Source organism: Tenacibaculum mesophilum (genome assembly GCF_003867075.1).
Lineage (GTDB): Bacteria > Bacteroidota > Bacteroidia > Flavobacteriales > Flavobacteriaceae > Polaribacter > Polaribacter mesophilus.
Genome location: NZ_CP032544.1, coordinates 2,196,652 through 2,213,303, shown reverse-complemented (window position 1 = coordinate 2,213,303; position 16,652 = coordinate 2,196,652). Strand labels below are relative to the sequence as shown.

At 33.0% G+C, this 16,652-nt stretch carries 15 protein-coding genes; 7 read left to right on the top strand and 8 right to left on the bottom strand.

What is annotated here, in order from left to right:
- Positions 1-129: 129 nt before the first annotated feature.
- The gene (gene aspS / locus D6200_RS09995) at positions 130-1,884 is read right to left on the bottom strand and encodes an aspartate--tRNA ligase (RefSeq protein WP_073182465.1); all 1,755 of its coding nucleotides are present in this window, start codon (positions 1,882-1,884) and stop codon (positions 130-132) included.
- Positions 1,885-2,065: 181 nt separating this feature from the next.
- On the opposite strand from aspS, the gene D6200_RS09990 reads away from it, so the two are divergent.
- A complete protein-coding gene (locus D6200_RS09990; RefSeq protein WP_047788373.1) occupies positions 2,066-2,410 on the top strand; it encodes a HopJ type III effector protein in 345 nt (114 codons plus the stop codon).
- Here the strand turns inward: D6200_RS09990 and D6200_RS09985 are convergent.
- The 3 genes from D6200_RS09985 to pheS all read right to left on the bottom strand — a co-directional run bounded on the left by D6200_RS09985 (position 2,400) and on the right by pheS (position 5,347).
- Positions 2,400-3,770: an alanine/glycine:cation symporter family protein gene (locus D6200_RS09985; RefSeq protein ID WP_073182466.1), complete on the bottom strand. Its 1,371-nt coding sequence runs from the start codon at positions 3,768-3,770 to the stop codon at positions 2,400-2,402. The two genes, D6200_RS09990 and D6200_RS09985, sit on opposite strands and share 11 nt — an antisense overlap.
- 89 nt (positions 3,771-3,859) lie before the next feature.
- The gene (locus tag D6200_RS09980) at positions 3,860-4,255 is read right to left on the bottom strand and encodes a hypothetical protein (RefSeq protein WP_073182467.1); all 396 of its coding nucleotides are present in this window, start codon (positions 4,253-4,255) and stop codon (positions 3,860-3,862) included.
- Between the two features lie 72 nt (positions 4,256-4,327).
- Positions 4,328-5,347 (bottom strand): phenylalanine--tRNA ligase subunit alpha, encoded by a 1,020-nt coding sequence (pheS, locus tag D6200_RS09975; RefSeq protein ID WP_073182468.1) that lies wholly within the window; start codon positions 5,345-5,347, stop codon positions 4,328-4,330.
- A gap of 191 nt (positions 5,348-5,538) precedes the next feature.
- Here pheS and gdhA point away from each other — a divergent pair, with 191 nt between their 5' ends.
- Positions 5,539-6,882 (top strand): NADP-specific glutamate dehydrogenase, encoded by a 1,344-nt coding sequence (gene gdhA / locus D6200_RS09970; RefSeq protein WP_047788213.1) that lies wholly within the window; start codon positions 5,539-5,541, stop codon positions 6,880-6,882.
- 77 nt (positions 6,883-6,959) lie between these two features.
- Here gdhA and D6200_RS09965 read toward each other — a convergent pair whose 3' ends face one another.
- Positions 6,960-7,292 carry a hypothetical protein gene (locus D6200_RS09965; RefSeq protein ID WP_125064411.1) on the bottom strand — a complete coding sequence of 111 codons (333 nt, stop codon included), beginning with the start codon at positions 7,290-7,292 and terminating at the stop codon, positions 6,960-6,962.
- Positions 7,293-7,627: 335 nt separating this feature from the next.
- Here D6200_RS09965 and D6200_RS09960 point away from each other — a divergent pair, with 335 nt between their 5' ends.
- On the top strand, positions 7,628-8,587 hold the full coding sequence (locus D6200_RS09960; protein ID WP_047788215.1) for an endonuclease/exonuclease/phosphatase family protein: 960 nt from the start codon (positions 7,628-7,630) through the stop codon (positions 8,585-8,587).
- Between the two features lie 50 nt (positions 8,588-8,637).
- On the opposite strand, the gene glmS is transcribed toward D6200_RS09960, so the two are convergent.
- From glmS to D6200_RS09945, 3 genes are read right to left on the bottom strand one after another with little or no spacing between them, the layout of a single operon-like run.
- The gene (glmS, locus tag D6200_RS09955) at positions 8,638-10,494 is read right to left on the bottom strand and encodes a glutamine--fructose-6-phosphate transaminase (isomerizing) (RefSeq protein ID WP_047788216.1); all 1,857 of its coding nucleotides are present in this window, start codon (positions 10,492-10,494) and stop codon (positions 8,638-8,640) included.
- Positions 10,495-10,499: 5 nt separating this feature from the next.
- On the bottom strand, positions 10,500-12,047 hold the full coding sequence (locus D6200_RS09950) for a DUF4270 family protein (RefSeq protein ID WP_073182469.1): 1,548 nt from the start codon (positions 12,045-12,047) through the stop codon (positions 10,500-10,502).
- Positions 12,047-12,862 carry a glycogen/starch synthase gene (locus D6200_RS09945; RefSeq protein ID WP_073182470.1) on the bottom strand — a complete coding sequence of 272 codons (816 nt, stop codon included), beginning with the start codon at positions 12,860-12,862 and terminating at the stop codon, positions 12,047-12,049. The genes D6200_RS09950 and D6200_RS09945 overlap by 1 nt, the downstream gene beginning before the upstream one ends.
- 96 nt (positions 12,863-12,958) lie before the next feature.
- Here D6200_RS09945 and panC point away from each other — a divergent pair, with 96 nt between their 5' ends.
- From panC to radA, 4 genes are all read left to right on the top strand, one after another.
- On the top strand, positions 12,959-13,807 hold the full coding sequence (gene panC / locus D6200_RS09940) for a pantoate--beta-alanine ligase (protein WP_073182471.1): 849 nt from the start codon (positions 12,959-12,961) through the stop codon (positions 13,805-13,807).
- An 88-nt stretch (positions 13,808-13,895) separates the two neighbouring features.
- Positions 13,896-14,246 carry an aspartate 1-decarboxylase gene (gene panD / locus D6200_RS09935; protein WP_028891458.1) on the top strand — a complete coding sequence of 117 codons (351 nt, stop codon included), beginning with the start codon at positions 13,896-13,898 and terminating at the stop codon, positions 14,244-14,246.
- A gap of 1 nt (position 14,247) precedes the next feature.
- The gene (locus tag D6200_RS09930; protein WP_073182472.1) at positions 14,248-15,198 is read left to right on the top strand and encodes a lysylphosphatidylglycerol synthase transmembrane domain-containing protein; all 951 of its coding nucleotides are present in this window, start codon (positions 14,248-14,250) and stop codon (positions 15,196-15,198) included.
- Between the two features lie 35 nt (positions 15,199-15,233).
- The gene (radA, locus tag D6200_RS09925) at positions 15,234-16,595 is read left to right on the top strand and encodes a DNA repair protein RadA (RefSeq protein ID WP_073182473.1); all 1,362 of its coding nucleotides are present in this window, start codon (positions 15,234-15,236) and stop codon (positions 16,593-16,595) included.
- Positions 16,596-16,652: the final 57 nt, after the last annotated feature.

Sequence of the window (16,652 nt, the reverse complement as noted above, 5' to 3'; positions counted from 1 at the left end):
TTAAGAAAAGTTGTAGGTTTTTATAAAAAAGAAAAATCCCATTCTAATTCTAGAACGGGATTTTTTATTGGTTATTACGAAGTAAATTGTATTCGATGTGGTAACCCTCTTGTTTTGTAACAAGGTAGACTACCCTTTGATATCTAGTTTAATGCTCAATTCTTGTAATTGCTCATCGTCTATAGTTGCAGGAGCATCAATCATTACATCGCGTCCTGAGTTGTTTTTAGGGAAAGCAATAAAATCACGAATGGTTTCTTGACCTCCTAAAATAGCTACCAAACGATCTAAACCGAAAGCTAAACCTCCGTGAGGTGGTGCTCCGTATTCAAAAGCATCCATTAAGAATCCAAACTGAGCTTTTGCCTCTTCTTCGGTAAATCCTAAATGCTTAAACATGATAGCTTGTGTTTCTTTATCATGAATTCTAATAGAACCTCCACCAATTTCGTTTCCGTTTAACACTAAATCGTAAGCATTTGCTTTTACAGCTCCTGGATCAGTATCTAATAATGCTAACTGACCTGGTTTTGGAGAAGTAAATGGGTGGTGCATTGCGTGGTAGTGCCCTGTTTCTTCATCTAATTCTAGTAATGGGAAATCGATTACCCATAACGGAGCAAACTCGTTTGGTTTACGCAAACCTAAACGTTCTGCTAGTTCCATACGTAACGCACTTAATTGCGCGCGAACTTTGTTAGTATTTCCTGAAAGGATACAGATTAAATCTCCAGCCTTCGCTCCTGTAGCTTCAGCCCATTTAGCTAAATCTTCTTGGTCGTAGAACTTGTCTACCGATGATTTAAAACTTCCATCTTCGTTGCATTTCACGTACACCATTCCTAAAGCTCCTACTTGCGGACGCTTTACCCAATCGATTAACTTATCAATCTCTTTACGAGTGTATGAAGCGCCTCCTGGTACAGCAATACCTACAACTAATTCAGCATCGTTAAATACTTTAAAATCTTTGTGTTGCGCTACTTCGTTTAATTCACCAAATTCCATCTCAAAACGGATGTCTGGTTTATCATTTCCGTATTTACGCATAGCTTCATCAAACGTAATTCTTGGGAATTTGTCTACTTCAACTCCGTTAATTTCTTTTAATAAATGACGTGTCATTCCTTCAAAAATTTCTAACACATCCTCTTGCTCAACAAATGCCATTTCACAGTCTATCTGTGTAAATTCTGGTTGACGGTCGGCACGTAAATCTTCATCTCTAAAACACTTTACAATTTGGAAGTATTTATCCATACCACCTACCATTAACAATTGTTTAAAAGTTTGTGGTGATTGTGGTAAGGCATAAAACTGACCAGCATTCATACGAGAAGGTACTAAGAAATCTCGTGCTCCTTCTGGAGTGGATTTGATTAAATATGGAGTTTCCACATCAATAAATCCTTTGTCAGATAAATATTTACGAACTTCCATCGATACTTTATGACGGAAAACTAAGCTGTTTTTAACTGGGTTACGACGAATATCTAAATAACGATATTTCATACGTAAATCTTCACCTCCATCTGTTTCATCTTCTATTGTAAAAGGTGGTAATTTAGCTTCGTTTAAAATTTCTAAACTAGATACTAAAACCTCTACATCACCTGTTGGAATATTTGCGTTTTTAGATTGACGCTCAATAACTTTTCCAGTAACTTGCACTACAAACTCACGCCCTAAAGTTTTTGCCTTCTCCATTAAGTCTTTAGAAGTGCGTTCCTCGTCGAAGATTAACTGTGTAATTCCGTAACGGTCACGTAAATCTACCCAAATCATAAAACCCTTATCACGTGATTTTTGTACCCATCCAGAAAGGGTAACTTCAGTATTAATGTGCGATGCTCTTAACTCACCACAAGTATGCGTTCTGTACATTTTTAAAAATTTTATTCTCGCATAGCGAGATTTCTTACAAATTGTCATTCCGAACTTGTTTCGGAATCTAGAAATTTTTGCTGTGCAAATTTAACTATAAATGTTAGTTTGTAAAAAATTACCACGACTTAGTTTTTATGACTTTAAATCATTTGTTTTGCAGTATAAAAACCTTTTTCAAATGACATTAGACGTATTTAAACAAACCATACAAAATACACCAAAAAAAGTTGAGTTTTCTGACACTATTTCGGTAATTGAAAGCCTGTATAGTTTCACTCCTACTGCCTTTAAAAATGGAAGTTTATACAACGAAGCTGAAAAAAATCAAGGTTCGTGTAAAATATTTTCGTTTGCTATACAGCAGGGATTTAGTAAAGAAGAAACCTTAGCGTGTTTTGGAAAATATTATTTTGAAGATGTGTTATATAATCCAGAAGGAACAGATCATCAAAATATTAGAAACTTTATAAAAACAGGTTTTGAAGGCTTGCTTTTTGAAGGAGAGCCCTTGGCTAAACATTAAAAGCTCCTCTTTTTAACTTCTGAAAATACTTAGCAGCTTCTCTCTTTACTTTTGGCGCTAAAATTAGTGTTGAAAGCACAGTAGGAATTGCCATTAAAGCATACGCACTGTCAATTAGGTTAATAACAAAGTCTAATTTTATAATAGAAGCAATTACAATAGTAATGATGTAAATATAATTGTATGATTTTCCAATCTTGGTGTTAGTTAAAAAGCTTAAACAACTCAATCCATAAAAAGAGTAGGTGAACAGTGTTGAGAAAGCAAATATTAATACACAAATGGTTAAAATAATACTTCCAATCTTGTAAGGAAGTACCGCATCAAATGCAGCCAGTGTCATAGAAATTCCATTACCTTCAAAATTTTCCCAAACTCCTGAGGCTAAAATGGCTAATGCAGTTAAAGAACAAACTAACAAGGTGTCAATAGCAGGCCCCAGCATAGCGACTAATCCTTCACGGATTGGTTCTTTGGTTTTTGCAGTCCCATGCATCATAGGTGCAGTACCTAAGCCAGCTTCGTTAGAAAAAGCAGCACGTTTTACTCCAGTGATTATCAAAACCCCTAAAGCACCACCTAAAACAGATTTTCCTGAAAAAGCATCCTCAAAAATTAAAGAAAAAATAGATGGAACTTGTTCTAATCGCAAAAATAAAATGGTTAAAACAGTAAGTAAATAAATCACAACCATTATAGGAACTAATTTTCCTGCAACACTACCAATTCGTTTAATTCCACCAAAAATAACCATGGCCACTATAATAGCAGTAGAAATACCTAATAGTAATTTAGCTGTAAAATGGCTAGATTCTTGTATTTGAAAAACATCTACTAAGGTTTGTGTTAGTTGGTTGGCCTGAAATGCAGGTAGTGTACCTATCAATCCAGCTGCTGAGAAGAATAGTGCTAAAGGTTTCCATTTTTTTCCTAAACCCTCAGTAATTACATACATAGGCCCTCCTTTTACGTTTCCGTTTTCATCTTTTCCGCGATACATTACTGATAAGCTACAGGTGAAAAATTTGGTAGCCATACCTACAAAAGCACTAATCCACATCCAAAAAATAGCACCCGGACCACCTGTTGCAATAGCAATGGCAACACCACTAATATTTCCCATTCCTACCGTAGCTGCAATAGCAGATGATAAGGCTTCGTAATGTGATAAATCTCCAGGAGAGTCTACTTTGTCATATTTTCCTCTTAAAATAGCAATAGCATGACCAATGTACCTGAACGGAATTAACCCTGAATAGATAAAAAGGTATAATCCACCACCAATTAATAAAATTAGTAAGGGAATTCCCCATACCCAAGAAGAAAATTGAGCAATTGAGTCTTGAATGTTTAAAAACATGAAATAGGATTTTTACGAAAGTACTAAAAAGTGATAGTAAAAAAAGAACGATAGCTGTGATTTAACAACTATCGTTCTTTTGTGAATTTTTATTTACAAACAATTCCTTTTTTTCCTAAGAATTCAATGTCTCTTAAAAAGCCTTTTTGAATGGTTTCTGCTTGAAAAATAAAAGTTTTATCATGTAGTCTGTTGTCTTCAAAAAATGTTACCTGAAAACGGTTGTCTAAATCGAACAATTCAGGTTGCATTAATTCAAACTTTTGATAACTATTTGCAGGAAGAGTATCTATTTTTCTTCTGAAAATAGAAGTAGTTTTAGTATCTGAAAATCCTTGTGAAACAATTACGACCATTTCTAAATCAACATCTTTTCTGTTTAGAATATATACATTCCAATCCTCTTTACCATCAATTTCATTAGTTTCTAAAACTACTGCGATTTCTACACCTGTTACCTTAGGGATTTCAATATCTTTTCTCATTGAAAACTTTTTAAAATGGAAAGACGAAAGTTTAACGCTTTCGTCTTTTATTTTTTGAATTTATCTTTAAAATTAAATTACAGATTTAAACTGTTCTAAGAAACGTTTGTCATTTTCATAGAACATACGAATATCTGGAATTTGGTATAATAACATTGCAATACGTTCAATACCCATTCCGAAAGCATAACCACTATATTTTGTAGGGTCGATATTACAGTTCTTTAAAACATTAGGATCTACCATACCGCATCCCATAATTTCTAACCAACCAGTTCCCTTGGTAATTCTGTAATCGGTTTCAGTTTCTAATCCCCAGTAAATGTCTACTTCTGCACTTGGCTCAGTAAATGGGAAGTACGACGGACGTAAACGTATTTTAGATTTACCAAACATTTCTTTGGTAAAGTATAATAAGGTTTGTTTTAAATCGGCAAAAGAAACGTCAGTATCTATATATAACCCTTCTACTTGGTGGAAAATACAGTGTGCACGTGCTGAAATATCTTCGTTTCTAAACACACGTCCTGGAGAAATGGTACGAATTGGAGGTTCGTTGTTTTCCATATAACGCACCTGAACTGATGAGGTATGTGTTCTTAGTAATGTGTCAGGATTCTTTTCAATAAAGAAAGTATCCTGCATATCACGCGCTGGGTGATATTCTGGTAAATTTAAAGCAGTAAAGTTGTGCCAATCATCTTCAATTTCTGGTCCTTCAGAAACAGTAAAACCAATACGGTTAAATACTTCTATAATTTGATTCTTTACTAAAGAAATCGGGTGTCGAGAACCTAAGTTGATTGGTTCAGATGGACGCGTTAAATCACCATAAACACCTTTTTCCTCAACAGCATTCTCAATAGCCTCTTTTAAAGAATTTACTTTATCTTCAGCTGAAGTTTTAAGTAAATTTATGGTTTGCCCAAATTCTTTCTTTTGGTCGTTAGGTACATTTTTAAATTCAGTAAATAAATCTTTTAAAATTCCTTTACTTCCTAAATATTTAATTCTAAATGTTTCAATTTCTTCTTTTGAAGTGGTATTAAAAGCTTTTACCTCTTCAATCAATTCTTTTACCTTGTCTAACATAATCTTTCCAAAAGTTAAGGTGCAAATTTACGTTTTTTTGTCTAAAAAAAAGGACTTTTAATAGGGTTTGCATAAACACCAATAAAATAAGGGAAATAAACGGTAAAATAGAAATTAACGAATAGTAAAATAATTATATTTGCATAGTAAAATTGTTAATATTATAAAATAACAGAACAACAACTAAGTTTATGGAATCTAACATACAAGCATTTATGGATTACGTAAAAGAACGTAATGCATACGAACCAGAGTTTTTGCAAGCTGTACATGAAGTAGCAGAAACAGTAATTCCGTTTATAGAAAATAATCCAAAATATCAGGGTAAGAAATTACTAGAGCGTATGGTTGAACCTGAACGTACTATTATGTTTAGAGTGCCTTGGGTTGATGATAACGGAGAAACTCAAGTAAACAGAGGATATAGAGTTGAGTTTAACTCAGCAATTGGTCCTTATAAAGGAGGGTTACGTTTTCATCCTTCAGTAAACTTATCAATCTTAAAATTTTTAGGATTTGAGCAAGTTTTCAAAAACTCATTAACAACCTTACCAATGGGTGGTGGTAAAGGAGGATCTGACTTTAACCCTAAAGGAAAGTCTGACCGTGAAGTAATGGCTTTTTGTCAATCATTTATGACAGAGTTAGCACGTCATATTGGACCTGATACTGATGTTCCTGCTGGAGATATTGGTGTTGGAGGTCGTGAAATTGGTTACATGTTTGGTCAATACAAGCGTTTACGTAACGAATTTACTGGAGTATTAACTGGTAAAGGAGCTTCTTGGGGAGGTTCATTAATCCGTCCTGAAGCTACAGGTTATGGTGATGTTTACTTTGCAGAAAACATGTTAAAAACCAAAGGAGATTCTTTCGAGGGTAAAACTGTAGTTGTTTCTGGTTCTGGTAACGTAGCGCAATATGCTACTGAAAAAGCAACTCAATTAGGAGCTAAAGTGGTTACTTTATCTGATTCATCAGGTTATATCTATGATGAAGACGGTATTGATGCTGAAAAATTAGCTTTTGTACAAGAGTTAAAGAATGTAAAACGTGGAAGAATCCATGAATACGTAGAAAAATACCCATCAGCAAAATTCTTCAAAGGTGAAAGACCTTGGGGAACTAAGTGTGATGTGGCTTTGCCATGTGCAACTCAAAATGAGTTAAATGGAGATGAAGCAAAAGTATTAGTTGATAATGGATGTATTTGTGTTGCAGAAGGAGCAAACATGCCATCTACTCCAGAAGCTATTGAAGTATTCCAAAATGCAAAAATCTTATTTGCACCAGGTAAAGCTTCAAATGCAGGAGGTGTAGCAACATCTGGATTAGAAATGTCTCAAAACTCTTTACGTTTGTCTTGGACTCGTGAAGAAGTAGATAGTAAGTTACATTCTATTATGAATAATATTCACGAAGCTTGTGTAAAATATGGTACACAAGAAGGTGGGTATGTTGATTATGTAAAAGGAGCAAATATTGCTGGTTTTGTTAAGGTTGCTGATGCAATGTTGGATCAAGGAGCGGTATAATTTTATAGATAATAACATTAAAGCCTCATAGAAATATTTCTATGAGGCTTTTTTATTAGGGGATAATCGGTAAGTAATTACTTACTACTACTTTTCTGTATAGTTAAAGGCATTTTATAAATATGGTTTTTTAACTTAAATTCATTATTTATAAACTTATAATTTAATCTGCTTTTTACATAGTGACAAACTTGTTCAGTATCACAGTTAACATTCAAAATAACTATTTCTCCGTTTTTGTTTATTAAAAATTCTACGGTAGTTTTTACTTCTTTATCTAGAACAAAGTTAGGGTTACCTAATAGTTCAACGATTTTTGTTCTAATTTTCTCTTTTGCAGGATTTTCGTTTGTTGAAAAAACTGAAGTACTCATTAGAGTGACGAACATTAATACAAATAACTTTTTCATTTTTTAGAGTTTTAGGGTTTGTTTTAAGTTTGTTTGTTAAAATTTAACACTGTAAAAGTATTGTAAATGAGGCTTTTAATTGGATGTTGGTAATTAATAAAATATTGTTTTAAAGTAAAATAAATAAGCGCCTTATAACTGTTTTACAAATAATTAATATTGAATATATTTCTTTTTTTAAGTTTCTTTTTTGATGAATTTTAAACAGTTTAGTGATTTTTATTAAAATATATAAGATTGTTTTTTAAAATTTATCGAATACCTAAATACTTAAGGTTAGCTTTATGTTATAAAGCTTGCTTGATTTTTGTATTTTCGAATGATAATTTTTTTAAATGACAGCAAATAAGAGAAAAAATAGATATACGATTGCTTTTTATAATGTTGAAAATTTATTCGATACTGTAGATAATCCAAATACTTTTGATGATGATTTTACACCAAATGGTAAACTAAGATGGAATAGAAAAAAGTATGGTCATAAACTTAGAAAAATAACATCTGTTATTAGTCAGTTAGGAAATAACCAATCAGCATATCCACCTGTTATTATAGGATTGGTTGAGGTTGAAAATGCCATTGTTGTAAACGATTTAGTAAAGCACAAAAACCTGTCAAGATTTAATTATGATTATGTTCATTACGATTCACCAGACGAAAGAGGTATTGATGTTGCTTTGATGTATAACAAAGATTTTTTTAAGGTTATATTTTCAGAAACGCATTCACTTTTATTAAACGATGAAGAAGGTGGGGTAGATTATACGCGTGATTTATTAGTGGTTAAAGGGATGCTTAATGATGAAATAGTATACGTTTTAGTTAACCATTGGCCTTCACGTAGAGAAGGGGTGTCAGAAACTGAAAATAATAGGATAAAAGCAGCCCAATTGACTCGAAGTGTTATGGATAAGATTAAAGAAGAAGAAAGTACTGCAAAGTTTATTATTATGGGAGATTTTAATGATAACCCCGTAAATAAAAGTGTTGAAGAGTATTTGATGTCAGATGATTTGTATAACCCAATGAAGCCTTTATATAAAAGAGGTAAAGGAACAACCACTCATTTCAAAGAATGGCATTTATTTGATCAGATTATGTTTTCTAGAGATTTTTTTGATGAGAAAAAAAGTAAGTACACATTTTTAGATGCAAAAATTTATAATAGAGATTGGTTAAAAATATTCAATGGGAAATATGAAGGAAGTCCGTTTAGAACTTTTATAGGACCTTTTTATAAGGGCGGGTTTTCAGATCATTTTCCTGTTTATATTACTCTAGAAAAAGATAGATAAAAAAATCCTGAGAAAACTCTCAGGATTTGTATTTTGAATAAAATCAATTGTTACTCTACAGTAACCGATTTTGCTAAGTTTCTTGGTTGGTCAACATTTTTATCCAACATTACTGCTATATGGTATGAAAGTAATTGGAGTGGTATTGTAGTTAATAAAGGAGAAAAAGCTTCTTCTGTATCTGGTATTTCAATTACATGGTCAGCTATTTCCTTAACTGTTTCATCACCTTCCGTAACAATTGCTACTATTTTACCGCTACGAGACTTAATTTCTTGAATATTACTTACTACTTTTTCGTAATGTCCTCTACTTGTTGCAATGACAAAAACAGGCATGTTTTCATCAATTAAGGCAATCGGTCCGTGTTTCATTTCAGCAGCAGGATACCCTTCAGCATGAATGTAAGAGATTTCTTTTAGTTTTAAAGCCCCTTCTAAAGCAACAGGAAAGTTAAACCCTCTACCTAAATACAAACAGTTTTTAGCGTCTTTATATACGGCTGCTATTTCTTTAACTTGGGAATCAATTTTCAATAAACTTTCTACCTGAGTAGGAATTTGTTGCATCGTTTGTAAATAAGTATTTACTGCAGATGTTGATAAAGTTCCTTTAGCTTGTGCTAGTTTTAAAGCAATTAGAGAAAGTACTGTTATCTGTGTTGTGAATGCTTTAGTTGAAGCTACTCCAATTTCTGGACCAGCATGCGTATAAGCACCAGCATGTGTTTCCCTAGCAATTGAAGAGCCTACTACGTTACAAATACCAAAAACAAAAGCTCCTTTAGATTTAGCAAGTTTAATAGCAGCTAAAGTATCAGCTGTTTCACCAGACTGAGAAATGGCAATTACTACATCTTTTGGGGTAATAATAGGATTACGATATCTAAACTCTGAGGCATATTCAACTTCAACAGGAATACGTGCCATATCTTCAAAAAGATATTCTCCAACCAACCCTGCATGCCAAGAAGTACCACAAGCTACAACGATAATTCTGTCTGCGTTTAAGAATTTAGACATATTATCATCAACACCAGCCATTCGTATAATTCCCTCATTAGCTAACATTCTTCCCCTGTAAGTATCTATAATAGCTTTAGGTTGTTCATATATTTCTTTCAACATAAAGTGATCATAACCACCTTTTTCTATCTGTTCAAGACTTAATTGTAGTTTTTGAATATTCGCATCAATTTCTTTATCACTCTCAATTTTACGAACTTTAATCCCTTTATCCTTTTTTATAATAGCTAATTCACCATCTTCAAGGTAAATAGCATCTTTTGTATATTCAATAAAAGGAGAAGCATCAGAAGCTACGAAAAACTCTTCGTTGTTTTTTCCAACCCCAATAGCAATAGGGCTACCTAATCGAGCTACGACTAATTCATTAGGTTTTGTTTTGTCAAAAACAGCAATTGCATAAGCTCCAATTACATTGGTTAAAGCTAATTGAACAGCTTTTCCTAATTTACATTCCTCGCTTTTTTTTATTTCTTCAATAAGGTTTACTAAAACCTCAGTATCGGTATCACTTTTAAATTCATAGCCTCTAGAAAGCAATTCTTTTTTAATGGTATCATAGTTTTCTATAATTCCATTATGAACAATTACAAGATTTTCAGATTGAGAAAAATGAGGATGAGAATTTATATCATTAGGAACGCCATGTGTTGCCCAACGAGTATGTCCAATGCCTATTTTGCCATTTTTTCTTTTTTCTTCTTTGTTTGTAATTGTCTCTAAATCAGAAACTTTTCCTTTGGTTTTTGATAAGTGCATTGTTTCACCATCATACATCATGATTCCCGCACTATCATAACCTCTATATTCTAAACGCTTTAATCCATTAATTACAATTGGATAAGCTTCTCTATGTCCAATATATCCAGTAATTCCACACATACAACTTACTTTTCTTTTGAATATGATATTTTTAAAACAGCTCTTTTAGTTCCGTTAGTAGTCTCATTACCATCTAACAATGTTACAGCCCTTGGGTTCCAGTTATAGGATTTAACAGAGGTTGTTAAAACATTATTAACTACAGGGGCATCTGTAGGATTGTATACTTTTAAAACTAAAGGATCAGTAGTTGTGTTTTCTTCTCCCGATAATAGTTTGGAAATGTAATCGGTAATTCTAAAAGTATATTTTTCAGGGTTATCATCGTCAGTTTTCTTTAAAACTCCGCTAAATGAAGCTGGATCAACATAAGCATCTGTTAACTGAGTTGGTGAAATGCCGCCTGCCTCGTTTTTCTTATTTTGATATAAGAATAATTGCTGAGGAATAACATTGGCATCATTATTAATTGTTTGGTTTATATAAAAAGTAAGTGAGGCATCGTTGATTAGCCAGTTATTACTTTTTAATTCTTGAACTTTTGTCTCGTCTAAAATTTCAACTTCTGCAATCCTACCAGCTGTTCCTTGAATAACAAAGTTGTTAGCGGGAGCTGGATTTGCAGCAGGAGTCATTTTATAAATACTATTTCTTACACCAGAAAGAGGAAAGCTATATGTGCCCTCAGTGGTTTTTTTTATAGTTGTTCCATCAATATCAGATTTAGTGTACAGGAAATCTACAGATGGAGTAGGTGAAGAAGCTAGATTTAAAGGAACTAGTGACCCATCACTTCCTGTAGCGACTATTTTAATTCCTCTAAAATAATTGTCAAAAGCTTCCTTAGATGCAAATTCTACTCTATGAAATTTATCCCAAAATAATGCTTTCATTTTTGTTATATCCAATGGAATTGCTAAAAATGGAACCTTAAGGTTTTGAGAGTTTAAAGCTCTGACAGTATCTTTGTAAGTTGTTGTGCTTGTTAATGAAGAAGACCTGTCAATTCTGTCAAAAATAAAAGTAGTATCTGTGGCTTTAGGTTTTAATTCATAAATACCTCCTTCACTTAATACGTTGTCACCTAAATATTCATTATCAGAAAAAAAAGTATTTCTTTTAGACGGATCACTAGGGTTTAATGTATTTAAATATGTTTCATTTTCTAGTACCTGAACATTAGTTGCTATATCAGGATTACCTAAAATAGAATCTAATTTAAAACTAGTAACGCCATCGGTTGTGCCTAAAGAAGTAGCTTGGTATGGAATTTTTAAGATAACCTTATCAAGGTTAAATACAGTGGTATCTGTGTCTTTATTATTTAAGTTTGGTATATAACCAAGTTGAGAAATGATTGACGCTTCAATTTTTTCAGCATTAGGATTGTTATACACTCCTAGCCAATAATCACTAATAGTAGCGTTAATATTATCAGCTTGTACATTTTTTGTGTCTATTGGAGTTATTTTAACATCCAATAGAATTTCTCCTGTTTCAAACTTGTCATTATTAATAACATTTGTCCCAACTTCACTAAAGTCTTTTTCACAAGATGTAATAGTTACTAAACATAGCAAGCTAATACCAAGTACACCAATTTTTCTAATCATTATTCGCTTAATTCTAAAACGTTATCTTTATAAAATTCTAAATATGCTTCAGTTAAGGTTTCTTCCGATTGAAAATCTAAAACTTTTACATTATTGTTATTAATATAGGTTTCAACTTCTTCCGGTAAAACTTCACTGCCTTTTATGATAGCATCTGAGTTTTCAATAGCACTTTTCAAAATGTTTAAATGACTCGGTGTTTCGATAGTTGCTACCTTTGATTCCTCAATCTTATCAAAACGAACTTTATTAGCCATTTCTTTATTTAAATCTTCAATGTCACTATTGTAAAGCGAAGTTACAATCTTACTTTCTGCAAACAAAGGTTCTTCTTTATAATATTCTCTTAAATATAGAGGTAATAAAGATGCCATCCATCCATGAACATGAATAATATCAGGAGCCCAGTTTAATTTTTTAACGGTTTCAACTACACCTTTAGCGAAGAAAATCATACGCTCATCGTTATCTTCAAAAAGCTTATCGTCTTCGTCAGAATAAACTGCTTTACGCTTAAAATATTCATCATTGTCAATAAAGTATACTTGCATTCTTTCTTTAGGAATGGATGCAACCTTAATTATTAAAGGCATATCCATGTCGTTAATAATTAGGTTCATACCCGATAGACGAATAACTTCGTGTAACTGATGCCTTCGCTCATTAATCACCCCAAATCGAGGCATGAAAATACGGGTTTGAATTCCTTTAGAATGTGCATTTTTAGCAACGTTAAATGCGGTAGACGATAATTCTGTTTCTGGTAAATATGGTGTTACCTCTGATGAAACATATAAAATTCTCTTATCCTTCATTAAATCGGTCTCTTTTATTGAAGGTGCAAAAATACGAAAATTAATGCAAAAATCGTGTTAAATTGCTAATTTTGCATGCATTTCAATTAAATAACAATGAAAATTTTCACAAGAAAATCTGAAATAAAAGAGTTTTTATCATCTCAAAAAAAGGATAAAAAATCAATCGGGTTTGTTCCAACTATGGGGGCTCTTCATCAAGGGCATTTATCGCTTATTAGAAGAGCAAAAAAGAAGAATGATATTGCAGTAGTTAGTGTTTTTGTAAATCCTACACAGTTTGATAATAAAGAAGATTTAGATAAATATCCCAAGACTTATGAAAGTGATGTGGAGTTGTTAACGTCTGCTAATTGTGATGTGTTGTTCTTTCCTTCAGTAGAAGAAATATATGCCGAAAATATTACATCAGAAAAGTTTGATTTTGATGGGCTAGAACATCAAATGGAAGGGAGGTTTAGAGATGGTCATTTTGATGGTGTTGGAACAATAGTAAAAACGTTATTTGAAATAGTAGAACCAGATACTGCTTATTTTGGTGAAAAAGATTTTCAGCAATTGCAAATTATTAAAAAGTTAGTAGAAAAATATAACTTACCAGTAAAAATTAAAGGAAGACCAATTTTTAGAGAAGATGATGGGTTGGCTATGAGTTCTCGAAATACGAGATTAACAAAAGAATACCGTGAAGCTGCACCATTTATCTATAAAACATTAAAAAAAGCAAAAAAGAAATTTGGAGTAAAAGATCCAAAAGAGTTAACAAAATGGGTGAAAAAACAATTTAAAAATCATCCGTTACTTGAATTAGAATATTTTACCATTGCAGATGAAAAAACATTGCAAACGGTAACAGAGACTAAAGAAAATATGAAGTATCGTGCGTTTATAGCTGTTTTTGCTGGAGACATTCGCTTGATAGATAATATTCGTTTAAAGAGTTAATGTTTGAGCTTAAGAATGAGCTTTGTAATAATGTTAAAATCATCAAAAAACAATCTAGTATTCATTAAAAAACAATTATTTTTGCAGCATGTTAGTACAAGTAGTAAAATCTAAAATACACCGCGTTAAAGTAACCAACGCGGATTTAAATTATATAGGAAGTATCACCATTGATGAAGATTTAATGGATGCTGCTGGAATTATTGAAGGAGAACGTGTACAGATTGTGAATAACAATAATGGAGAGCGTTTAGAAACCTATGCAATTCCAGGACCAAGAAAGAGTGGTGAAATTACTTTGAATGGAGCAGCAGCTCGTAGGGTTCAAAAAGGAGATGTACTTATCTTAATTGTATATGCTTTTATGGAGTTAGAAGAAGCCAAAAAGTTTAAACCACAATTAGTATTTCCTAACGAAGAAAACAACTTGCTAGAATAGTTTGAGTATATCAGTAAAGAAAATCACAAAAATACTATTACCTCTCATTTTGGGAGGTTTTTTAGTTTGGTATTCATTGTCAAAAATTTCAATTGAAACCTTAGTACAATATTTTAAAGATGCTAATTACGGATGGATAGCTTTAGGACTGTTTTTTGGGGTGTTAAGTCACTTATCTCGTGCTTATCGTTGGAAGTTTTTGTTGGAGCCTATGGGGTATAAACCAGATTTTGGCAATAGTACTATGGCGGTTTTAGTAGCGTATTTGGTAAATTATGCAGTGCCAAGAGCAGGGGAAGTGTCTCGTGCAGCTGTAATGACTAATTATGAAAACATTCCGTTTGAAAAAGGTTTTGGTACTATTGTTGCCGAACGAATGGCAGATTTAATCATGATGCTTAGCATCATAGTAATCACACTTTTTGTACAGTTTGATTTTATTTTTGAATTACTAACCGAGAATTTTAATCCAATGAAAATTGGAATTCTTATTGGTGGTTTGGTTTTAGTGTTTATGATTTTTACAAGGTTTGTAAAAAAAGCGCAATCAGGAATTGGACTAAAAATCAAAAATTTTGTAGCAGGATTAATTGAGGGAGTAACCAGTATTTTGAAAATGCAACATAAATGGGCATTCATATTTCATACCGTATTTATTTGGGTAATGTATGTGTTAATGTTTTGGGCAACCATTCCAGCAATTGATGGATTACAGGTTCCGTTAGGAGGTGTTTTAATCGGGTTTATCGCTGGTGGATTTGCGATTGCGGCGACTAATGGAGGGATAGGATTGTATCCTGTTGCCGTAGCTGGAGCTTTGGCTTTATTTGGAATTGCAGAAGAACCTGCAACAGCCTTTGGTTGGATTATGTGGACAGCTCAAACGGCTATGATTATTGTCTTTGGAGGGTTAGCATTTTTGTTCTTACCCATCTATAATAAAAACAAATAGTTTTCTTTTCTTTGTAAGTAAATCTTACAAATCGAATGGCAAAAACCAAAACAACTTTTTTCTGTCAAAACTGTGGCGCGCAACACGCGCAATGGGTAGGGCAATGTGGCTCATGTAAAGAATGGAACACTATTGTTGAAGAAGTGATTCAAAAAGAAGAAAAAAGAAGTTGGAAATCGCCATCAAACACACAAAAAAGAATAGCGAAACCTTTACGAGTTGAAGATATTCAATTGAATCCAGAAGAGCGATTTGGCACCAAGAATCAAGAGTTAGATACTGTTTTAGGTGGCGGATTGGTGAAAGGAGCGGTAGTGTTATTAGGCGGAGAACCAGGAATTGGTAAATCTACGTTGTTGTTACAAATTGCTTTACAAATTCCGCAAAAAGTATTGTATGTGTCTGGAGAAGAAAGTCAGTCGCAGATAAAAATGCGTGCTGAACGTATCGAAGGAAAAAATCCTAACTGTTTAATTCTTACTGAAACGAATACCCAACAGATTTTTAAAAATATTGAAGAAGTTCAGCCAGATGTGTTGGTAATAGATTCTATCCAAACCTTACATACGAATACGATTGAAGCTTCTCCAGGAAGTATTTCGCAAATACGAGAAACTTCCGCAGAACTCATCAAATTTGCGAAGGAAACAGCAACTCCCGTATTATTAATCGGGCATATTAATAAAGAAGGACATATTGCGGGGCCTAAGATTTTAGAGCACATGGTAGATGTGGTGTTACAGTTTGAAGGCGACCGAAACCATACCTACCGTATTTTACGCTCACAAAAAAATCGTTTTGGTTCTACGGCTGAATTAGGAATCTACGAAATGTTATCAGATGGATTGCGGGAAGTGTCGAATCCTTCTGAAATTTTAATTTCGAAAAAAGATGCTGATTTAAGTGGAACTGCGATTGCATCCACCTTAGAAGGTATTCGTCCGTTAATGATAGAAATTCAAGCCTTAGTTTCAACAGCGGTTTATGGAACACCACAAAGAACTACCACAGGATATAACTTAAAACGCTTGCATATGATTTTGGCGGTGTTAGAAAAGCGTGCAGGATTCAAGTTAGGAGCGAAAGATGTATTTTTAAATGTAACAGGTGGAATTCATGTAGACGATCCAGCAATAGATTTAGCGGTGGTAGCAGCGATTTTATCATCAAACCAAGATTTAGCCATCAATCCAGATGTGTGTTTTGCAGCTGAAGTTGGTTTAGCAGGCGAAATTCGTCCTGTTTCTAAAATAGATCAACGAATAACCGAAGCTGAAAAGTTAGGGTATAAAACATTTGTGACTTCAAAATACAACAAGATTACTAGCAAAAATAATTCTATAAAACTGATTTTAGTGAGTAAGATTGAAGAGGCTTTTGCTACCTTATTTGCGTAAATTAATTCAAATGTGGGTTAGACTGTTAAAATGTCACGTCGAGTGATTCCGATACTA

Bases quoted from the DNA above. Each gene is read 5' to 3' on its own strand.
- pheS (WP_073182468.1), bottom strand. From the start codon at position 5,347: ATGTTAGACAAGGTAAAAGAATTGATTGAAGAGGTAAAAGCTTTTAAT.
- D6200_RS09965 (WP_125064411.1), bottom strand. From the start codon at position 7,292: ATGAAAAAGTTATTTGTATTAATGTTCGTCACTCTAATGAGTACTTCA.
- panC (WP_073182471.1), top strand. From the start codon at position 12,959: ATGAAAATTTTCACAAGAAAATCTGAAATAAAAGAGTTTTTATCATCT.
- D6200_RS09950 (WP_073182469.1), bottom strand. From the start codon at position 12,047: ATGATTAGAAAAATTGGTGTACTTGGTATTAGCTTGCTATGTTTAGTA.
- radA (WP_073182473.1), top strand. From the start codon at position 15,234: ATGGCAAAAACCAAAACAACTTTTTTCTGTCAAAACTGTGGCGCGCAA.
- gdhA (WP_047788213.1), top strand. From the start codon at position 5,539: ATGGAATCTAACATACAAGCATTTATGGATTACGTAAAAGAACGTAAT.
- aspS (WP_073182465.1), bottom strand. From the start codon at position 1,884: ATGTACAGAACGCATACTTGTGGTGAGTTAAGAGCATCGCACATTAAT.
- D6200_RS09945 (WP_073182470.1), bottom strand. From the start codon at position 12,862: ATGAAGGATAAGAGAATTTTATATGTTTCATCAGAGGTAACACCATAT.
- D6200_RS09980 (WP_073182467.1), bottom strand. From the start codon at position 4,255: ATGAGAAAAGATATTGAAATCCCTAAGGTAACAGGTGTAGAAATCGCA.
- D6200_RS09985 (WP_073182466.1), bottom strand. From the start codon at position 3,770: ATGTTTTTAAACATTCAAGACTCAATTGCTCAATTTTCTTCTTGGGTA.
- D6200_RS09990 (WP_047788373.1), top strand. From the start codon at position 2,066: ATGACATTAGACGTATTTAAACAAACCATACAAAATACACCAAAAAAA.
- D6200_RS09960 (WP_047788215.1), top strand. From the start codon at position 7,628: ATGACAGCAAATAAGAGAAAAAATAGATATACGATTGCTTTTTATAAT.
- panD (WP_028891458.1), top strand. From the start codon at position 13,896: ATGTTAGTACAAGTAGTAAAATCTAAAATACACCGCGTTAAAGTAACC.
- glmS (WP_047788216.1), bottom strand. From the start codon at position 10,494: ATGTGTGGAATTACTGGATATATTGGACATAGAGAAGCTTATCCAATT.